The sequence below is a fragment of the Veillonella sp. 3627 genome, assembly GCF_003992195.1.
In the GTDB taxonomy this organism is placed as follows: Bacteria; Bacillota; Negativicutes; order Veillonellales; family Veillonellaceae; genus F0422.
Genome location: NZ_RQVG01000001.1, coordinates 82,541 through 100,981 on the forward strand (window position 1 = coordinate 82,541; position 18,441 = coordinate 100,981).

At 37.0% G+C, this 18,441-nt stretch carries 20 protein-coding genes; 12 read left to right on the top strand and 8 right to left on the bottom strand.

Annotated features, from left to right (window positions below):
* The 11 genes from xseA to dapA all read left to right on the top strand — a co-directional run bounded on the left by xseA (position 1) and on the right by dapA (position 9,611).
* Positions 1 to 1,206 carry an exodeoxyribonuclease VII large subunit gene (gene xseA / locus EO114_RS00375; protein WP_127060800.1) on the top strand — a complete coding sequence of 402 codons (1,206 nt, stop codon included), beginning with the start codon at positions 1 to 3 and terminating at the stop codon, positions 1,204 to 1,206.
* Positions 1,199 to 1,408 (top strand): exodeoxyribonuclease VII small subunit, encoded by a 210-nt coding sequence (xseB, locus tag EO114_RS00380; RefSeq protein WP_062402788.1) that lies wholly within the window; start codon positions 1,199 to 1,201, stop codon positions 1,406 to 1,408. Before xseA ends, xseB begins: the two co-directional genes overlap by 8 nt.
* An 82-nt stretch (positions 1,409 to 1,490) precedes the next feature.
* Entirely contained in the window at positions 1,491 to 2,369 is an 879-nt protein-coding gene (locus EO114_RS00385) for a polyprenyl synthetase family protein (protein WP_127060802.1), read from the top strand.
* 9 nt (positions 2,370 to 2,378) lie between these two features.
* Positions 2,379 to 3,182, top strand: coding sequence for a TlyA family RNA methyltransferase (locus tag EO114_RS00390; RefSeq protein WP_126940301.1), 804 nt, complete (start codon positions 2,379 to 2,381; stop codon positions 3,180 to 3,182).
* 8 nt (positions 3,183 to 3,190) lie between these two features.
* Entirely contained in the window at positions 3,191 to 4,069 is an 879-nt protein-coding gene (locus EO114_RS00395) for an NAD(+)/NADH kinase (protein WP_127060804.1), read from the top strand.
* The gene (locus EO114_RS00400) at positions 4,066 to 4,641 is read left to right on the top strand and encodes a class I SAM-dependent methyltransferase (RefSeq protein ID WP_127060806.1); all 576 of its coding nucleotides are present in this window, start codon (positions 4,066 to 4,068) and stop codon (positions 4,639 to 4,641) included. Before EO114_RS00395 ends, EO114_RS00400 begins: the two co-directional genes overlap by 4 nt.
* Complete coding sequence (gene argR, locus EO114_RS00405; protein WP_009353250.1) at positions 4,641 to 5,096, top strand: arginine repressor; 456 nt, start codon at positions 4,641 to 4,643, stop codon at positions 5,094 to 5,096. The genes EO114_RS00400 and argR overlap by 1 nt, the downstream gene beginning before the upstream one ends.
* A 1-nt stretch (position 5,097) precedes the next feature.
* Complete coding sequence (gene recN / locus EO114_RS00410) at positions 5,098 to 6,774, top strand: DNA repair protein RecN (RefSeq protein WP_127060808.1); 1,677 nt, start codon at positions 5,098 to 5,100, stop codon at positions 6,772 to 6,774.
* Between the two features lie 8 nt (positions 6,775 to 6,782).
* The gene (gene dapB / locus EO114_RS00415) at positions 6,783 to 7,577 is read left to right on the top strand and encodes a 4-hydroxy-tetrahydrodipicolinate reductase (protein WP_127060810.1); all 795 of its coding nucleotides are present in this window, start codon (positions 6,783 to 6,785) and stop codon (positions 7,575 to 7,577) included.
* Positions 7,578 to 7,668: 91 nt separating this feature from the next.
* Positions 7,669 to 8,700, top strand: coding sequence for an aspartate-semialdehyde dehydrogenase (locus EO114_RS00420; RefSeq protein WP_127060812.1), 1,032 nt, complete (start codon positions 7,669 to 7,671; stop codon positions 8,698 to 8,700).
* Between the two features lie 26 nt (positions 8,701 to 8,726).
* Positions 8,727 to 9,611, top strand: coding sequence for a 4-hydroxy-tetrahydrodipicolinate synthase (gene dapA / locus EO114_RS00425; RefSeq protein WP_127060815.1), 885 nt, complete (start codon positions 8,727 to 8,729; stop codon positions 9,609 to 9,611).
* A gap of 61 nt (positions 9,612 to 9,672) precedes the next feature.
* Here the strand turns inward: dapA and lexA are convergent, their stop codons facing one another.
* A complete protein-coding gene (gene lexA, locus EO114_RS00430) occupies positions 9,673 to 10,353 on the bottom strand; it encodes a transcriptional repressor LexA (RefSeq protein WP_127060817.1) in 681 nt (226 codons plus the stop codon).
* Between the two features lie 197 nt (positions 10,354 to 10,550).
* Between lexA and EO114_RS00435 the strand changes: the two genes are divergently transcribed.
* Complete coding sequence (locus EO114_RS00435; RefSeq protein WP_062402758.1) at positions 10,551 to 10,868, top strand: LysM peptidoglycan-binding domain-containing protein; 318 nt, start codon at positions 10,551 to 10,553, stop codon at positions 10,866 to 10,868.
* A gap of 237 nt (positions 10,869 to 11,105) precedes the next feature.
* Here EO114_RS00435 and EO114_RS00440 read toward each other — a convergent pair whose 3' ends face one another.
* The 7 genes from EO114_RS00440 to dnaJ form a co-directional block, all read right to left on the bottom strand.
* Positions 11,106 to 12,101: a site-specific integrase gene (locus EO114_RS00440; RefSeq protein ID WP_127060820.1), complete on the bottom strand. Its 996-nt coding sequence runs from the start codon at positions 12,099 to 12,101 to the stop codon at positions 11,106 to 11,108.
* A 133-nt stretch (positions 12,102 to 12,234) separates the two neighbouring features.
* Complete coding sequence (pepD, locus tag EO114_RS00445) at positions 12,235 to 13,746, bottom strand: beta-Ala-His dipeptidase (RefSeq protein WP_127060823.1); 1,512 nt, start codon at positions 13,744 to 13,746, stop codon at positions 12,235 to 12,237.
* 14 nt (positions 13,747 to 13,760) lie between these two features.
* Complete coding sequence (locus EO114_RS00450) at positions 13,761 to 14,111, bottom strand: histidine triad nucleotide-binding protein (protein ID WP_009352788.1); 351 nt, start codon at positions 14,109 to 14,111, stop codon at positions 13,761 to 13,763.
* 168 nt (positions 14,112 to 14,279) lie between these two features.
* The gene (mtaB, locus tag EO114_RS00455) at positions 14,280 to 15,581 is read right to left on the bottom strand and encodes a tRNA (N(6)-L-threonylcarbamoyladenosine(37)-C(2))-methylthiotransferase MtaB (protein ID WP_127060826.1); all 1,302 of its coding nucleotides are present in this window, start codon (positions 15,579 to 15,581) and stop codon (positions 14,280 to 14,282) included.
* A 7-nt stretch (positions 15,582 to 15,588) separates the two neighbouring features.
* Entirely contained in the window at positions 15,589 to 16,329 is a 741-nt protein-coding gene (locus EO114_RS00460; RefSeq protein ID WP_127060828.1) for a 16S rRNA (uracil(1498)-N(3))-methyltransferase, read from the bottom strand.
* 12 nt (positions 16,330 to 16,341) lie between these two features.
* On the bottom strand, positions 16,342 to 17,223 hold the full coding sequence (locus tag EO114_RS00465) for a 50S ribosomal protein L11 methyltransferase (RefSeq protein WP_127060831.1): 882 nt from the start codon (positions 17,221 to 17,223) through the stop codon (positions 16,342 to 16,344).
* Between the two features lie 24 nt (positions 17,224 to 17,247).
* Positions 17,248 to 18,435 carry a molecular chaperone DnaJ gene (gene dnaJ / locus EO114_RS00470; protein ID WP_127060833.1) on the bottom strand — a complete coding sequence of 396 codons (1,188 nt, stop codon included), beginning with the start codon at positions 18,433 to 18,435 and terminating at the stop codon, positions 17,248 to 17,250.
* Positions 18,436 to 18,441 lie beyond the last annotated feature (6 nt).

An 18,441-nucleotide genomic window follows, 5' to 3' on the forward strand; every position in this document is an offset into this window, starting at 1 on the left:
ATGGATGCTTACTCCGTTGGAGAATTAAATAAAATTATTAAGCAAACCGTAGAGGGAGAATTTCTCTTAAAGAACTGTATTGTTGAAGGTGTTATCTCTAATGTAAAACGTCATAGTACAGGACATTATTATTTTTCTCTCATCGATGATACAGGCTCCATTGATATGGCTATGTGGCGTTCTAAAGTGCAACAACGTGGCTTGGAAGGTGCCCTTGAAAACGGTTTGTTAGTACAAGTACGAGGAAACATTAGTTTTTACGAAAAAACTGGTCGTTTAAGTTTTATTTGCGAAGATATTCGTATTGGTGCCAAAAGTGACTATCAAATTGCTTATGAGAAATTAAAACAAGAGCTATATGCGTTAGGGTATTTTGACGAACGGCACAAACAACCTTTGCCACCTGTACCGAGTTGTATTGGTGTTGTTACTTCTGCATCAGGAGCAGTTATTCACGATATTTTACATGTAGCATCCCATCGCAATCCATTAGTAACATTTAAAGTATTTAATGTACCTGTACAAGGACCTACAGCGGGCCCTGTTATTGCTCGTGGTGTAGCTATGGCAGATGCTGACCCAGATGTAGATGTAATTATTGTTGGTCGTGGTGGTGGCTCTATGGAAGATTTATGGTGCTTCAATGATAGAGCTTTAATAGAAGCTATATTCCAATGTACAACACCGGTTGTGTCTGCAGTAGGTCACGAAGTAGATTATACACTATGTGATTTTGTCGCAGATGTAAGAGGGGCAACCCCAAGTCATGCTGCAGAATTATCTATCTATCCACTGCTGGACTTACAAGAAGAAGTACAGCAAAAATTAGAATTTATTCATAATACAGTGCAGTATCGTATTCAAAAAGAAAAGCAACAGTTATTTTCTATTGCCAACCGCAAGATTACTGTACCTGCCATGAACTTGGTGCATCAACAGAGAAATATATTACAACGTTTTGAACACCTATTACATAGTGCAATACAAAAGAAATCCCAAGATGAATCACGTAAATTAGCTATATTAGCGACTCAATTAGATAACAAAAATCCTTTAGCTAAGGTCATTAAGGGATTTGCAAAAGTTGATCTTAATGGTACTCCATTACAAACGATTCAAAGTGTACAAATTGGCGATACATTAGATATACATATTCAAGATGGATCTGTGAAAGCGACTGTACAGGAGGTAACATATCGTGGCTAAATCTATAAAAAATTATGAAAAGAAATATACAGCCTTAGAAGAAGTAGTAAAAAAATTAGATGACGAAAGCTTATCTATGCATGAATTGTTAAAAACCTACAAAGAAGGATTAACATTAGTCAAAGAATGTTCTGATTTATTGCAACTTGTAGAAGAAGAAGTTGAACAAATAATTGAAACTGTACAAGTAGATACGAATTAGAAGACAAAGTACGTTTTTTTAGGTATAATAGAATTAGAATATTTATACAAAAATTATTATCTTTCAAAGAATTGAGGATATTATGTTAAAAGAGTACTTGCAACAAAGCAAAGCAGACATTGAAAGTTATTTATCCTCTGTATTAGAATCACCTAATACGGAATATGCTCGTTTATACGATAGCATGAATTATAGCTTATTGATGGGTGGTAAAAGAATTCGGCCTATTATTACAAAAGCTGTCATTGAATCTTTAGGTGGATCTTGGGATGCTTATAAAGATGTAGTGTGTGCTATAGAATTGATTCATACCTATTCTTTAATTCATGATGATTTACCAGCTATGGATAATGATGATTATCGTAGAGGAAAACTAACCAATCATCGTGTATATGGCGATGGTATGGCTATTTTAGCAGGAGATGGATTATTAACCTATGCCTTTGAATTAGTTAGCAAACACACAACATTATCTGCAGAACAAGTAGTGCAAATTATTCATGTCTTAGCCAAAGGTGCAGGGCCTAGCGGAATGGTAGGTGGACAAGCTTTTGACCTACAATCAGAAGGAAAATTCCTACCATTGGATGAATTAGTAGTTCTTCACAAAGGTAAAACAGGAGCATTATTTAGTGCAGCTGTTGAAATTGGTCTGATTATTATGGAGGCCACAACATCCGTAAGAGAGGCCTACCTACGATATGCTGATCATTTAGGTTTATTATTCCAAATTACCGATGATATTTTAGATGTAGTAGGCACACAAGAAGAATTAGGTAAAACTCCTGGCAGTGATGAACGTCAGCATAAAGCAACCTATGTATCTATTTTAGGATTAGATACTGCTAAAGAACGAGCTCAAGAGGTGGCTAATCTAGCATTAACAGCGTTACATGATTCCAACTGCACATCACCTGTTCTTGAAGGTCTAGTCCAATATTTAATGGATCGCACACAGTAGGAGACACGTATGAGTCAAAAAGAACGTCTTGATATACTACTGGTGCAACGTGGTGTATTTGAAAGTAGAGAAAAAGCCAAGGCTGCTATTATGGCGGGGCTTATCTTTTCTGGTACACAGAGATTGGATAAAGCTGGTACTAAAGTTTCAGTAGATACACATTTGGAGGTAAAAGGTAATACCTTACCATATGTAAGCCGTGGTGGCTTAAAGTTGGAAAAAGCCATCGAGTTATATCCTATCGATCTAACGAATGCCGTAATGGTAGATATTGGTGCTTCCACAGGAGGGTTTACAGACTGTGCCTTACAGCATGGAGCAGCCAAAGTGTTCGCCATTGATGTAGGGTATAATCAACTAGCCTGGAAGTTACGACAAGATCCTAGAGTCATTAATATGGAAAAACAAAATATTCGCACCGTTACTCCAGTACAATTAGGGGAACTTAGCGATTTTATTTCCATAGATGTAGCATTTATCTCTTTGGATAAAGTGTTACCTGTAGCGACTACTTTACTTAAAGATACTGGTTCTTTAGTAGCTTTAATCAAGCCTCAGTTTGAGGCTGGTAAAGAACTAGTCGGTAAAGGTGGAATAGTACGTGAGAAATCCACACATAGATTGGTGTTAGATCGTATCTTGCACATTGCTAAAGATTGTGGGTTATATTTACATGGACTAACCTATTCTCCCATTAAAGGAATGGAAGGAAATATTGAATTTTTAGGATATTTTACAAAACAAGCAGAGGGTTCCTTAGACATTACTGAAGGGCTTATTACAGCCACGGTAGAGGAGGCTCATCGATTATAGGAGGATCTATGAGAATCGGTTTCTTTCCTAATATGAAAAAAGAGAATATTCGAGATATATTATCACAAGCAATTACCTATTGCCATACATATGGTATAGAAGTCTATATGCCTAAAGAATTAGAACATCATGATGTATATGCGTTGGGGATAGAGAAATCTCACTTATTATCACGACCAGAAATATTTGAACATTTGGATATGGCATTTAGCTTTGGTGGTGATGGTACGATTATTCAATTAGCACGTCAAATTTATTCATATAATGTACCAATTTGTGGTATTAATTTAGGGGAATTAGGTTTCTTAAATCAAATAGAACTTGAAAACTTAGAGATGGCTATTGAAAGAATTAGTAAAGGCGATTTTTATGTGGAAGATCGCATTCATTTAGTGGGAACTTTACATACTCCAGAAGGAGAACGTGTGCTACGTCCGGCTATTAATGATATTGTGGTATCCCGCTCAGAACCGGGTAAAATGGCTCGTATTAATTTGTCGATTAATGGTGGACATACTCAAATGTATCCTGCTGACGGTTTAATTGTAGCGTGTTCCACAGGGTCTACAGGGTATAACTTATCTGCTGGAGGTCCTATTATGGCGCCAGATAATCGCTCTCTTATAGTAACACCGATTGCCCCTCATTTATTGCAAGGCGTATCTTTGGTGCTAAAAGAAAGTGCAAAAATTGATATTACTATGCCAGAGCGTCAGAAAAGCTTGCATATTTCTGTGGATGGCACTTTTGATTACGAATTTAGTAATACTGACTCTTTACATATTGAAGCGCATCCACAATATTGTAAATATGTGCGATTTAAAGATCAAAAATTCTTTGCTACCTTGTTTAAAAAGTTGACCGCACGATCTAAGGAGGTTCTATGATTCCTCTACACCATAGTGTAGACTTTCAGCATCACTTATGGTTGGACGCCCTAGTTACAGCTAGAACTATTGTAGATATTACTTGTGGCAATGGATATGACACGGTATATCTATTGACACATTGTCATAAAAATTCTCATGTATATGCTATTGATATACAAGAAGTAGCACTAACAAGGACGAAAGAAAAGCTTTTGAAAGAGCTTCCACAGGCTATAAAACAAGTGGATTTCATATTGGGGTCACATGATAGTGCACTGGAAACACTTCCTGTATCTACTATTGATTTAATGGTAGCTAATTTAGGGTATTTACCGAATGCAGACCATCAAATTATGACACAATCTGTATCAACAATTAAAGCTTTATCAAAAGGATTAGAAAAACTTTCAGTACATGGATTATGTACTATTGTAGCGTATCCTGGGACAGAAACTGGTCGTAAAGAGGCAGAAGATTTAGAAGACTATATAGCTTCTATTAGTCAAAAAGATTTTCACTGCAGTACATGGCGACCATTAAATCAAGCGAATCAACCGCCTATTTTATATATTATTCGTCGGAGGAAATAATGAAACGTTTTCGTTATAATAAGATAAAAGAAATTATTCAAACTAAGGCTATTGAAACACAAGAAGAATTAGCGCAAGCCTTGGTAGAAGAAGGGATTACCGTTACACAAGCAACAGTATCACGTGATATTAAGGAATTGATGTTAATAAAAGTTCCTACAGGGGATGGACGATATCGATATGCCTTATCTCCAGAAGAAAATATTATGTTATCTAGAACACGCATCAATCGCTTGTTCCAAGATTCTATTTTGCGTATTGACCACGTGTTGAATCAAGTCGTATTACATACATTACCTGGTTCTGCGCAATCAGTAGCCTTTGCTATTGACCATGCAAAATGGCATGAAGTTATAGGTACGATTGCTGGAGATGATACAATTTTATTGATATGTAATTCTGTAGAAAGTGTAGAAATGGTATTGGACCGTATTCAAGACTTAATGAGGGATTAATATGCTAGTACGCATGGGGATTAAAAATTTTGCCCTCATCGAACATATGCAGCTAGAGTTTGCCAAGGGCATCACAATTTTTACTGGAGAAACAGGTTCTGGTAAATCTATATTGATGGATGCATTTTCTATTCTATTAGGAGAAAGAGCTAGTAGTGAATTTATTCGTCATGAGAAGGATTCTTTTCTGATTGAAGGCGCTTTTGATATTGCAGGAGATACAGCATTACAAGAGCTATTAGTAAATAAAAATATTTTAGTAGAAGAAGATACTTTAATTCTATCTAGAACTTTTAATCGAAACGGTAAATCACAAATTTTAGCTAATGACCAAGTGATTCCATTGAAAGCATTACGTGAAATTGGCACCTATTTAGCAGATATTCATGGTCAATATAGTAACCAACAGCTCTTATTACCGGATACACATCATATCTATTTAGATACGTATAATGATGATGCCACGAAGGCTTATGAAAGTTACGTAGTAGCCTATACTGACTATGCCAGTGCAAAGCGACAATTAGAAACATTGCGTGAAGAGTCGGCACAAAGAATTCGTGAATTAGATATGTTGCGCTTTCAGATTGATGAAATTGAAGAAGCCCAATTACAAACTAATGAAGATACAGCTGTATCTGAAGAATTAGAGAGATTAGATAACTATGAGCATCTTCAATCTACAATTTCTAGTTGTTATGATGGTATCTATGGGGGCAGAACTCCTCTTATTGATGGCTTGAATAGTATTACTAATGAAGTGACTGATCTTGTAAAATATGATAAGGATATGGAAGAAATAGCTGAGTTATTGCGATCTGCGTATTATCAATTAGAAGAAGCTGGACAAGCTTTAGATAGATACCGTGATTCCATTAGCTATGACGAAGAACGCTATTTTTACTTACAAGAGAGAGACACGCTTATATACAATTTAAAACGTAAATATGGAGACACAATTGAAAAAATATTAGCCTTTGAAGAAATGGCACAAATGCGATTAGAATTACTAGAATCAGAGGAAAGTGAAGAATCGCAGTTAGTGGAACGCGTGGAAACCTTACAAACACAAGCGGTACAAGCGTTAGAAAGGCTTACAAAAATACGTTATGCTCATCATAAAGAGATTACTGATGCCTTACAGCAAAACTTAACTCAATTAGGTATGCCAAAGGCCAAATTAGAATTTGTCATAGAAGGTACTGAGACTTTATCTCCCTTGGGAGCGAGCCGGATAGAGCTATTATTTTCTGCCAATGCAGGGGAAGCTTTATTACCACTACATAAAGTTGCCTCTGGCGGTGAATTAGCGCGTATCGCCTTAGCTTTAAAATCCGTATTTAATAAAGCAACTCGTAAGACTTTAGTATTTGACGAAATTGATGTAGGTATTAGCGGTGATATAGCCTTACAAGTGGCTAAACAAATTCTACAGTTAAGTTCTGGTAATCAGGTATTCTGTATTACGCACTTACCACAAACAGCAAGCGTGGCAAAACAACATTATCATCTACATAAGGTAGAAGAAGAAGGTCGAACTATTTCTAAAGTTACTATCCTTTCAGAAGAGGAACATGTTGCACAAATTGCCCGTATGATGTCAGGCCAATCTTTCTCAGATACAGCCTTAGAAACAGCAAAAGAAATGATTCAATACTTTCAACAGGAATTACTCTAGGAGGAACAATGAAAGTTTTAGTAAATGGAGCAGCTGGCAAAATGGGCCGTGAGGTTCTAAAAGCTGTTCATAATGATACAGAGTTAACCTTAGTGGGTGGGGTAGATCCTAGCCATGGAGGTAAAGATGTTAGTGAATTTATGGGCACTAGTCCTTTAGACTGTAAAATCTACAGTCAATTAGAGGAAGCTATTGAAGCCGTACATCCAGATGTGATTGTGGACTTTACAACGCCAGCCATTATTTTTGAAAATGCAAAACTTATGCTAACAAAAGGAATTCACGTTGTGATTGGTACAACTGGTCTTACAGAAGCACAGCGCCAAGAATTAGATTCCATTGGTAGAGCACATTATGCGAATTGTTTGGTAGCTCCTAATTTCTCGTTAGGTGCGGTGATGATGATGAAAACGGCAGCGGAACTAGCTCCGTATTTTCCAGATGTGGAGATTATTGAATTACATCATAATCATAAATATGATGCACCTTCTGGTACAGCTGTATTAACGGCTAAATTGATCAATGACGCAAAACAAAAAGCCAATGTGAAAGCGGCTGAAGATTTAACTCGTGAGAGTCTACCAGGTGCTCGAGGTGCTAAGGTCGATGATGTGACTATTCACAGTGTCCGTTTACCAGGCTATGTGGCGCATCAAGAAGTTATTTTTGGTGGATATGATGAAACATTGGTGATTCGTCATGATTCATTAAGTCGCTTATCCTTTATGCCTGGTGTGGTATTAGCTTGTAAAAAAATCAAAGATTTTGCAGGCTTAACCTATGGATTAGAACATTATTTATAATTCTATATTCTATATAATTCTTGCTAAAGAAAAACTTAAATAGTATAATACATATAACTATACATTAAGTTATTAATATTAAGGAGTCACTATGAGAAAACCTCATTTAGCCATATTAGGTGCTACTGGTGCAGTAGGACAAGAGTTTATTACATTAATTGAAGAACGTAAATTTCCTTATGAAAGCATTAAGTTGTTAGCATCTGCTCGTTCTGCGGGCAAAGTTTTGACAGTAGATGGGAAAGACTATGTGGTGGAAGAGGCAAAACCAGAATCTTTTGAAGGTGTTGATATTGCTTTATTTGCAGGAGGTTCTATTTCTAAAACATTGGCTCCAGAAGCTGCTAAACGTGGTGCTATTGTTATCGATAACTCCAGCGCTTTCCGTATGGATCCAGACGTTCCATTAGTAGTACCTGAAGTAAACCCAGAGGATATTGATACACATAAAGGTATTATTGCTAATCCTAATTGTTCTACTATTATCATGGCTTTAGGATTAAAGCCATTGCATGACTTATCTCCTATTAAACGTGTTGTTGTCAGCACATACCAAGCTGTATCTGGCGCTGGCAAAGAGGGGATTGAAGAATTAGATTCCCAAGTAGCTCAACATGTTGCAGGGGAAGATATGGTAGCTAATTTATTACCTACAGGCTCTATGGACAAACATTATCCAATCGCTTTTAATTTAATTCCGCAAATTGATGTATTCATGGAAAATGGATACTCTAAAGAAGAAATGAAAATGGTATTGGAAACACAAAAGATTTTCCATGATGACACTATTGCTGTAGTACCGACTACTGTACGTGTACCAGTATATCGCTCTCATTCTGAATCTGTATTAGTAAAGACAGAGTCTCCAGTATCTGTAGAAGATTTCAAAGCTGCTTGTGAAAAATTCCCTGGTTTACGTGTGAATGATAATCCAGCAGCACAAGAATATCCAATGCCTTTATATACATCGAATCAAAATGATTGTGAAATCGGCCGCATTCGTAAAGATTTATTTAATGAGCATGCTATGAATTTTTGGATTGTAGGAGATCAAATTCGTAAAGGTGCTGCATTAAATGCATTACAAATTGCAGAATACTTAGTAGAACATCAATCATTCTAGTTATATACATTTCAGGGGGTGCTAAGATGACAACATTTGGAAATATCTTAACAGCAATGATCACTCCTTTTACTGACGATGGTCATGTAAATTTTCAAGAAGCACTACGTTTAGCCGGATACTTATTGGACAATGGATCTGATGGCTTAATTGTATGTGGCACTACTGGTGAAGGTCCAAATATTGATGATCGTGATAAACTTGAGCTATTTACATTAATCGCTAAAGAGTATGGTCATCGTGCTACCATTATTGCGAATACAGGTAGTAATTCTACTAAAAAATCGATCGCTTTAACGAAGGCTGCTAGCCATACTGGTGTTCATGGCGTGATGGCTGTGGTACCATATTATAACAAACCCAATCAAGAAGGTTGTTATTTACATTTTAAAGCGGTTGCAGACAGTACTGATTTACCCGTTATGCTATATAATGTACCGGGTCGAACAGGTGGTCGTATAGAACCACAAACAGTAGCTAGATTAGCTAAAGAATGCCCTAATATTACATCTATTAAAGAAGCTACAGGTGATATTAGTATTACTCAACAAATTCGTGTATTACTACCAAGTGATGATTTCATGATTTATTCTGGTGATGATGCATTAACATTAGATGTGATACAAAATGGGGGAGCCGGTGTTATTTCTGTGGCCGCACATATTGTGGGTAAAGAAATGCAAAAAATGATAGCCTTATTTAAAGAAGGTAAAGTAAAAGAGGCAAGAGCTATTGAGTTATCCTTGGTACCTATCTTAAAAGCTATGTTTATTACTACAAATCCTATTCCTGTAAAATATGCAATGAAGCAATTAGGCTTTTGTACAGGGCCTTTATTATTGCCATTGTGTGATCCATCTGTAGAAGAAGCACAGATCATCGATGCAGCTATAAAATCATATAAACAATAAAACTTAAATAAAAAAAGATAGTAGTCTTATCAAAGACTGCTATCTTTTTTATTATCTTAGATTATATATGGTCACGAATGAGTCCAATCACTCGACCTTCAATTACACAATTTCGCGTGATGATAGGCTCAAACTCCTCGTTTTCTGGCATTAAGCGGATATGGTCAGACTCTTTATAAAAACGCTTAACTGTGGCTTCATCATCAATACGAGCTACTACAATATCCCCATTGTTGGCAGTGGATTGATTGCGCACTATTAGCAAGTCACCTTCATACATACCGATATCGCGCATGGATTCGCCACGAACACGTAACAAGAAGCATTCAGAGCTACCTAATAGAGCAGTAGGTAATACGAATTCATCTTCACGGTTTTCAATAGCTGTTACAGGAAGACCTGCTTGTACAGTACCAATTAAAGGAACACGACGAAGCCCAGCTTCTAAAAAGTTAAATTCATTACTTGATGTAACTTCGTGTGTTTCCTCATCCATTTCTAAAGCAGGTACATCAGGCATATTTACAACGGTAATAGATCGATTTTTATTCGCATCACGAGTAATATAGCCAAATTTTTCTAATGTATTTAAATGACTTTGAACAGTAGAAGTAGAGCTTAAGCCCATATGATCACCAATTTCACGAACACTTGGGCAGCGATAGCGCTGTTGTAAACTTTCAATAATAAAATCTAATATTCTTTGTTGTTTGCTATTTATATCAGTGGCAGGACGTCTCAAGGGAATAACCTCTCATTCTACAGTATTATGGAACTTAATTTATATACACCTATTATAAATTTAATATCGAAAATTGTCAAATATGCGTTCTAAAAAATTATGCTTGACCGAACATTTGTATGTGTGTTAGAATATGAACATAAACAAACAGATGTACTATTTATTTTGTTCGATATTATTAGAGAGAGGTATATATTATGAATAAATTATTTTCTATTTTAGTAATGGTAGCTATGGTATTTGTAGTAAATGGTATGATTAATACTACAACATTAGAGATGGATACTCAAAATATTAAAGCTGTACAAGTAGACGCTGGGGATACCTTATGGAGTATCTCTCAAAAGGCATTGGCGCAAACTGAAGATATTGATATCCGTGAGTATATCGTAGCGATCGAAGAAATTAATCATTTACAGCATGGTAAGGCATTACGTGCTGGAGAAACTTTAATGATTCCTACACTGAAAGAAAAAACTATGTTCGGTTTTATTACAGCTTGGGCAAATAATTAAATTATAGCATGTGTATGTTCGGTAAAATATTAAAATATATATATTGAATGATAGAATAAAAAGACTGTATATCCTATGTATTATTCATAGGGGTATGCAGTCTTTTTTGTCTGTTCTTTCTCATGTTTTGGAGACAGAATTGTATCTGATTATTTTCTGTATTATATAGTCTATGTACGATTATATAGAGATTCAATATACATCATCTAACTCAAGTAATATGTAGTTAATATGGTGCTATTTAGGCTTGAATATAGAAGATATAGGATTATCTACAAATTTATTGGCTTCATTAATATAACGACGTACCATATTGACACTATGGTGTCGAGTTTGTTTCATTATATTACGTTCTTCTACGCCATAATGGGCGGCTGTGGTAGCAAATCCATGACGTAGACTATGAGCTCCATATAAGGATGGATCTGCACCAATAGCTGCCATATAGTATTTTACAATATCAGCAATACTTTTATCGCTGATAGCAGTTTTTCGTATCCCCATACTTTTCGTAAAACCTCTAAAAACTGGACCTGTAGTAATAGGAACATATCTTAGCCATGCTTTGACAGCCTTTACAGCGCATAATGACTCATTTTCGATATATGGTATGGCTATGATAGCACCTTGCCCTTCTTGGTCGGCTTTTGAACTGGATACGAAGATTTCTAATCCTTGTGGCAAAAACTTTAAACATTCTACGGTTAATGCCGATAATTCGCTACGTCGAAAAGCTCCCATAAAACCTAATAATAATATAGCTTTATCACGTAGTTTTTGTATAGGTGCTATATCGGCAGTTTCCATATAGTCTATGATATCCATAAGATCATCCAATAGTACAGGCGTTTTACCTTGTTGGTAAGTGCCTAAGGACCGACGTATACCTCGCATAGCTTGTTTAACGATAGGAGCGCTACAAGGGTTACTTTCAATACCAGAAGCATTAAAGTTTTCCGATAAGGCGCTAATGCGACGTGATATAGTATTAGCCTTAGCATAATCAGCTAAATCATTGATATAATTGACGATGATTTCTGGTGAGCTTGGAAAAAAAGATTCTTGTTTATGTTGACACCAATCCACAAAATCCATCCAATCAGATTCGTAGGCATCTACAGTATTTTCTGCTTTAGATAATAGAATACTAGACTTAGCCTTATCGCTAAGCTTGGAGTTGTTCATAATCTCTTTATAATTGCGTAAATAGAAGTGTGTATTAGATTGACTCATAAGCACCTCAAATGTACTATATAGAGCTGTTGCTACCTATATAGCTATTTTAAACTAAAAAATTACTTCCGATAATATATCGTTATCGGAAGTAATTATATCATAGGCCAAAATAAATGGCAAATATGTTGTTTTATAAGCTTTTTAAGAGCTCTTTCAATACATTCCAAGTAGTAACAAAACTTTCTAACTCCATACGTTCTGTAGGTGCATGTAAGTCATGAATGTTTGGCCCAATGTTAATAGCATCTACAGGGCCTTGTAAATTATCTAACATGTAGCCAACTTCAAGACCTGCATGGATCACATTGAACTGTAAGTCTGTAGCACCTGTCACAGATTCATATGCCTTATGATAGGCTTGTTGTAATGGACTATCAAATGTTGGTAGCCAGCCTGGATACGGGCTTTCAAGGGATGTCGTAGCACCATGAGTTTCTGCCAATTGCACTAAGCCTTTATAATGAGTCTCTAGGTTCTTCGTATCTGTACTGCGTACTTGCATTTTAAGGTAAACAGCATCATCTGCCATACCCAAAACACCAATATTATTAGAGTACCATACTTCATACGGATTGCCAGGAGCATGTTGTAATACGCCTTGTTCAATTCCTTGAATAAGAGCACATAGTTTTTGTACAGTGTCACCGCTGAAAGCTCGTTCCATGGTGATAGCATCTAAATCTAATTCCACTAAATCTTCACGATCTACTTTAGGGACAACAGATAAAGATATTATCATACTTTCACCAGCCGATGCATAGTGAGCATTCCACTTATCTTGTTCTTCTTGTAAAAGAACTTGTACATACGGCACATCCTGTAAATGTAGATACACATCAGCATAAGCACGTAATGGAATTGCATTCGGTGCACTGCCACCGCTTACTTCAGTGATGCGAATGTTATGTTCCCCTGTGATGCGTTCTAATACCTTAGATAGGATGTAAATGGCATTACCCCGTCCTAAATGGATATCACAACCAGAATGACCACCTTTCAAGCCTTCAATGGTAATTCTGCGCTTGGTCATTTCATTATTCACAGATACGGGAACAATCGGTAATGTCACCGTAGATCCATGGCCGCCAGCACTGCCAATGGTCACCTCATTGATACTTTCCCCATCCATATTGATGAGACGTTTACCTTGTAAATGGCTGTAATCTAATGTTTTCACACCTTTGAAAGTAGTTTCTTCCTCAACTGTGAATACTACCTCTAACGGAGGGTGTGGAATCGTTGTAGACCCTAAGATAGCCATACCATAAGCCACTGCAAAACCATCATCTGCGCCTAAGGTAGTTCCATTGGCATGTAAGATACCATCCTCTACATGCAAAGCGATAGGACTGTTAATAAAGTCATGCTCTACAGACTCTAATTTAGTGCACACCATGTCCATATGACCTTGTAAAATCACTGGTTCATGTGATTCATATCCCTCTGTACCAGCTTTTTTAATGATTAGATTATATTGTTCATCTTGGAACACATCTAAGCCCAAGTTTAGAGCCCAGTTTTTAATATAATTAGAAATAGCTTGTTCATTCCCAGATTTTCTAGGAATATTAGCAATTTCTTGAAAGTAATGCAGAATATTATCTACATTATATTGATTCATGATAGTTTGTTCTATTGACACTTGTTCCTCCTAGATTAGTCAATATTTGGCCAACCTAATTCTTTACCGCCCAACAAATGTGCATGTAAATGGAATACAGTTTGACCTGCTTTAGCGCCAGTATTTAATGTTAAACGGTATCCATCAGCGGCCAGACCTAATTCTTTTGCTACCAATTTAGCGAATGGCAAGATACCTTCCACATAGGCTTCATTATTTTCATTTAAATGAGCAATATTAGATACATGGTTCTTAGGAATGATCAACACATGCACAGGTGCTACTGGAGCAATATCATGGAATGCCAAGAACTTGTCATTTTCTAATACAACCTTAGCTGGAATTTCTTTATTAATAATTTTACAAAATAGGCAATCTTCTTTCATGGGAATCCCCTCTCTTATCTACTGTATGATACTTACATACTATGATATTAACTATATCAAAAATATTCTATATAGTCTATTATTTATTTCTTAAATACGATCAATTCATCATTAAATGTCTTCAAAAAATTCTTTCCATTAGATGATGAACCTCGTAACAAATTAATTCTAAATCTCCACCAGCACAACATCACTATGCACTTCAGTGACTGTGCCTGTCACAATATCCCCTACATTAAAAGTATGGTCTTGTTTAGGTATTTTACTATGTACGTATTCATTGGTTAAGCCATAATAGTAAAAGTCATCGCATTGTTCGATGAGAACCTTCACAGGTTGGTTAAGGAAACGGTTAGCATAGGCTTTAAAGCCTTCCTTCCCAAGTTGATTTAATAAGGCTACACGTGTCTTTTTCACGGCTTCTGGAACTTGCTCTTCCATCTTAGCAGCTGGCGTACCTTCTCGAATAGAATATGGGAAGGCATGGATATGCGTAAAACCAACTTCTTTCACTGTACGCATGGTTTCCTCGAATAATTCGTCTGTTTCTCCAGGAAAACCAGCGATAATATCTGTCGTAATGGATAAATTCGGAATCCGACTACGTAAATACTTCACTAAATCCTTGTATTGTTGCAAATTATAGTGACGGTTCATCGCTTTTAACACTGGATCTGAGCCAGCTTGTAAAGGAAGATGTAAATTAGGGCATACACGAGGGTTCGTTGCCATTAACTCGATTAATTCTTCCGATACTTCTACAGATTCAATAGAACCAAAGCGAATGCGTTCTAAGCCATCAATGGTCAATAATTCACGCACAACACGGCCTAAGGTTGGTCGCTCTGGTAATTCAATACCGTAGTTACCGAGGTGTATACCTGTGAGTACTACTTCTTTATACCCATAGGCAACCAGGCGTTTTGCTTCTTCCACAATGTCTTCAATTTTTCTAGACTTTAATTTTCCTCGTGTATAAGGAATGATACAGAAGGAACAGAAATTATTACATCCTTCTTGTATCTTCATGAAAGCCCGACATTTTTCAATTTCATTGCCAAATAAAGGCATTTCTTCAAAGGTAGACTCTTCCATCACATTACGAACGATGGAAATCTGTTCTTCTGTAGATGGAATGTTTTCTACTAATTCTACAATTTTATTTCGATTCGCTGTACCGATGACAAGGTTAACCCCATCGATAGCAGAAATCACTTCTGGCGCCAATTGGGCATAACAGCCTGTGACTACAATAAAGGCTTCTGGATTACGGCGCTTTGCTTGTCGGATTAATTGGCGTGATTTTTTCTCTCCCATATTTGTTACAGAACAAGTATTAATCACGTAAATAGAGGCTTCTTCGTCGAAACCAACAGGAGTATATCCTGCTTTTATAAATAAACCTTTCATGGCATCCGTATCATATTGATTGACACGACACCCTAAGGTAGTAAATGCAACTGTCTTCATGAGACTCCTAATCTAGTAATTCATATTGAATCATACTCACAGCACTTAATGCCGCTGTTTCAGCACGCAATATAGTGGCTCCTAGGCTAACCTTATGGCCTCCACAGGATTCCAATAGTTCCATTTCAGTAGGGCTATAACCACCTTCAGGACCAATGCAAATGGCTATGGTATGGTATGAATTAGTATGTAACTGTGTTTGTAAAATATCTTTGATCGTCTTGTCATCTTCTCGTTCATAGGCACCTAACAAGAGAACTCCCTCATCAGATTGTAAGGTTTGCAGTACCTCTGAAAGTGACTGTTCTACTGTTAATGTAGGTACATCAGGGCGACCACATTGTTGGCTTGCTTCTATGATAATTTTTTCCCATCTACTTTTCTTGGCGTTTAATTTTTTAGCATCATATTTAGCTACACAATGGACCGAAGATACACCGTAGATGTGATGAACATTTAATTCCGTAGCCTTTTGCAATAAAAACTCGAACTTATCGCCTTTCAAAAAGGATTGAATTAACACTACTTTCATAGCTGATGTAGACACGTCAATGGTACGTAATCGTTTCGCCATATATATATCTGATTCCTCAGATATTAGCACAAATTCACCTGTATGCCCTTCATGATTGCTCACAATAAAAGGTTCCTCTTTAGAATGGCGCAATACATGAAAGAGATGATGTGCTGTATCTAATGGTAATTGGATACTTTCATCTATAATGCCATCAATAAATATTTTTTTCATATACTTCCTATCTTATGCCAAGGTAAAGGTATGCCAAGGGCCTTCTACCATTTCTTCCATAATAGTCCAGTGGTTAGTAATATACGGCATAATTTCATCATATCGATCGTCCACAATACCACTTATTATTAGTATACCATTATCGTGTAGTTTTTCCCTAATCATAGGCAATAAAATTTTTAGAGGATCAACTGTTAAATTCGCTAGTATAAGATGAGCTTTACCGTGAAAGTCATCGCTTAAATTGCCATGAATGATGGTGGCCTCAATACCATTATTTTCACAGTTTTCCTTGGCCTGTATAGCTGCTTCTTCTTCTAGGTCGATGCCCACTAGGTTAGGTATCCCTAAATGATGGGCTGCTAGTAATAAAATACCTGTGCCAGTACCAATATCTAGGCAAACCTGTTGGCTCAAATCTGTGGGAATACGGTGTATATATTTGCCTAATAAAGTGGCACAGTTCCTAGTAGTCTCATGATCTCCCGTACCAAAGGATAGCTTTGTATCCATGGTCATTACCACATCTTGTTCTGTAGCGAGTGGATCTGTAGTGGCATCATAGCTTTGCCAAGAGGGACAGATCACCAAGTCTGGTAACAATCTCGTAGGCATAATATATTGTTGCCAACTATGATACCATTGCTCATCGTCTACAGTTTTACATTCCATATCTTCAAAGGAAATATTAGCATCTTGTAATGCTGTTTCTATGAGCTGTTTCCATTGCTTCTCATCTTTGTCTACGCTTAAATAGATGGTCACACGGCTTAAGTTGGGGTTATTTTCTATTGTTTCTTCTATGTATCCATTACTCTCTATACCATTAAAAATGGCAGCCATTTCATCAATGACTGCCACTTCTACAGTAATGGATATTTCTATCCATTTCATAGATGACTCCTTACTTACCAAGTTTTAATCTTGGCAAAATAACTGTTTCACCTTATCACTTAAATTTTCTAATATGCTTTTGTTCACTTTCAAAGTATTTACATCTTCTTTGTTTTCTGCAGCAAACTCAACTAATAATTGACGTTGTTTATCTGTCAATTTTTTAGGTGTTTCCACGGTGACAACTACGTGTTGATCACCACGTTGGCTTGGTTGACGTAAATACGGAACACCTTGTCCTTTGATTCTGAAAGCAGTACCAGTTTGTGTGCCTTCAGGGATTTTTAACTCCACTTTACCTTCTAAAGTAGGAACTTGTATAGTAGCACCTAGTGCAGCTTGTGAGAAAGAGATAGTTTGACGTAATACAACATCGTTGCCACTGCGTTCAAACTCTTTGTCACGAGCTACAGAGATATACACATATAAATCACCTTTAGGGCCACCTAATGTACCAGGTTCCCCTTCTCCAGATACACGAAGGCGTGCACCATCGTCGACACCAGCTGGTATTTTGATTTCTATATCACGACGTTTGATAGCTTGTCCTTGTCCACGACATACTTTACAAGGTTTTTCAATAATTTTACCTTGTCCACCGCATCGAGAACATGTGCGCACCGTTTGCATACGTCCAAATGGTGTATTTTGAATGACAGCTTCTTGACCGGAACCATGACAGTTTGGACATGTTTCTACTTTAGAACCAGGCTCACCACCTGTACCATGACAATGATCACACTCTTCATGGCGCTGTACATTGACTTTCATCGTTGTTCCAAATACAGCATCACGGAAAGAAATGCGTACATCTTGGCGTAAATCGGCACCACGCTCTGGACCACGTTGACCACGGCCACCACCGCCGCCGAACATGTCAAAGATATTACCAAAAATATCTTCAAATCCGCTGCCACCGCCGAAACCGCCAAATCCGCCGCCACCAAAACCACCGCCAAAACCGCCAGCGGAGTTACCTCCGCCAGCAGTAAAGGCATCATGACCGTATTGGTCATATTGTGCTTTTTTCGTGTCATCAGATAATACTTCGTAGGCTTCATTCACTTCTTTAAAGTTCTTTTCTGCCTCTTCAGGATTATCACGGTTTACGTCTGGATGGTATTGACGTGCTTTCTTACGAAATGCTTTCTTAATTTCATCTTGGGATGCATTTTTGTTGACGCCAAGGACGTCATAATAATCACGAGCCATTATCTA

Bases quoted from the DNA above. Each gene is read 5' to 3' on its own strand.
- xseA (WP_127060800.1), top strand. From the start codon at position 1: ATGGATGCTTACTCCGTTGGAGAATTAAATAAAATTATTAAGCAAACC.
- EO114_RS00385 (WP_127060802.1), top strand. From the start codon at position 1,491: ATGTTAAAAGAGTACTTGCAACAAAGCAAAGCAGACATTGAAAGTTAT.
- EO114_RS00390 (WP_126940301.1), top strand. From the start codon at position 2,379: ATGAGTCAAAAAGAACGTCTTGATATACTACTGGTGCAACGTGGTGTA.
- EO114_RS00395 (WP_127060804.1), top strand. From the start codon at position 3,191: ATGAGAATCGGTTTCTTTCCTAATATGAAAAAAGAGAATATTCGAGAT.
- EO114_RS00400 (WP_127060806.1), top strand. From the start codon at position 4,066: ATGATTCCTCTACACCATAGTGTAGACTTTCAGCATCACTTATGGTTG.
- argR (WP_009353250.1), top strand. From the start codon at position 4,641: ATGAAACGTTTTCGTTATAATAAGATAAAAGAAATTATTCAAACTAAG.
- recN (WP_127060808.1), top strand. From the start codon at position 5,098: ATGCTAGTACGCATGGGGATTAAAAATTTTGCCCTCATCGAACATATG.
- dapB (WP_127060810.1), top strand. From the start codon at position 6,783: ATGAAAGTTTTAGTAAATGGAGCAGCTGGCAAAATGGGCCGTGAGGTT.
- EO114_RS00420 (WP_127060812.1), top strand. From the start codon at position 7,669: ATGAGAAAACCTCATTTAGCCATATTAGGTGCTACTGGTGCAGTAGGA.
- dapA (WP_127060815.1), top strand. From the start codon at position 8,727: ATGACAACATTTGGAAATATCTTAACAGCAATGATCACTCCTTTTACT.
- EO114_RS00435 (WP_062402758.1), top strand. From the start codon at position 10,551: ATGAATAAATTATTTTCTATTTTAGTAATGGTAGCTATGGTATTTGTA.
- EO114_RS00440 (WP_127060820.1), bottom strand. From the start codon at position 12,101: ATGAGTCAATCTAATACACACTTCTATTTACGCAATTATAAAGAGATT.
- EO114_RS00450 (WP_009352788.1), bottom strand. From the start codon at position 14,111: ATGAAAGAAGATTGCCTATTTTGTAAAATTATTAATAAAGAAATTCCA.
- mtaB (WP_127060826.1), bottom strand. From the start codon at position 15,581: ATGAAGACAGTTGCATTTACTACCTTAGGGTGTCGTGTCAATCAATAT.
- EO114_RS00460 (WP_127060828.1), bottom strand. From the start codon at position 16,329: ATGAAAAAAATATTTATTGATGGCATTATAGATGAAAGTATCCAATTA.
- EO114_RS00465 (WP_127060831.1), bottom strand. From the start codon at position 17,223: ATGAAATGGATAGAAATATCCATTACTGTAGAAGTGGCAGTCATTGAT.
- dnaJ (WP_127060833.1), bottom strand. From the start codon at position 18,435: ATGGCTCGTGATTATTATGACGTCCTTGGCGTCAACAAAAATGCATCC.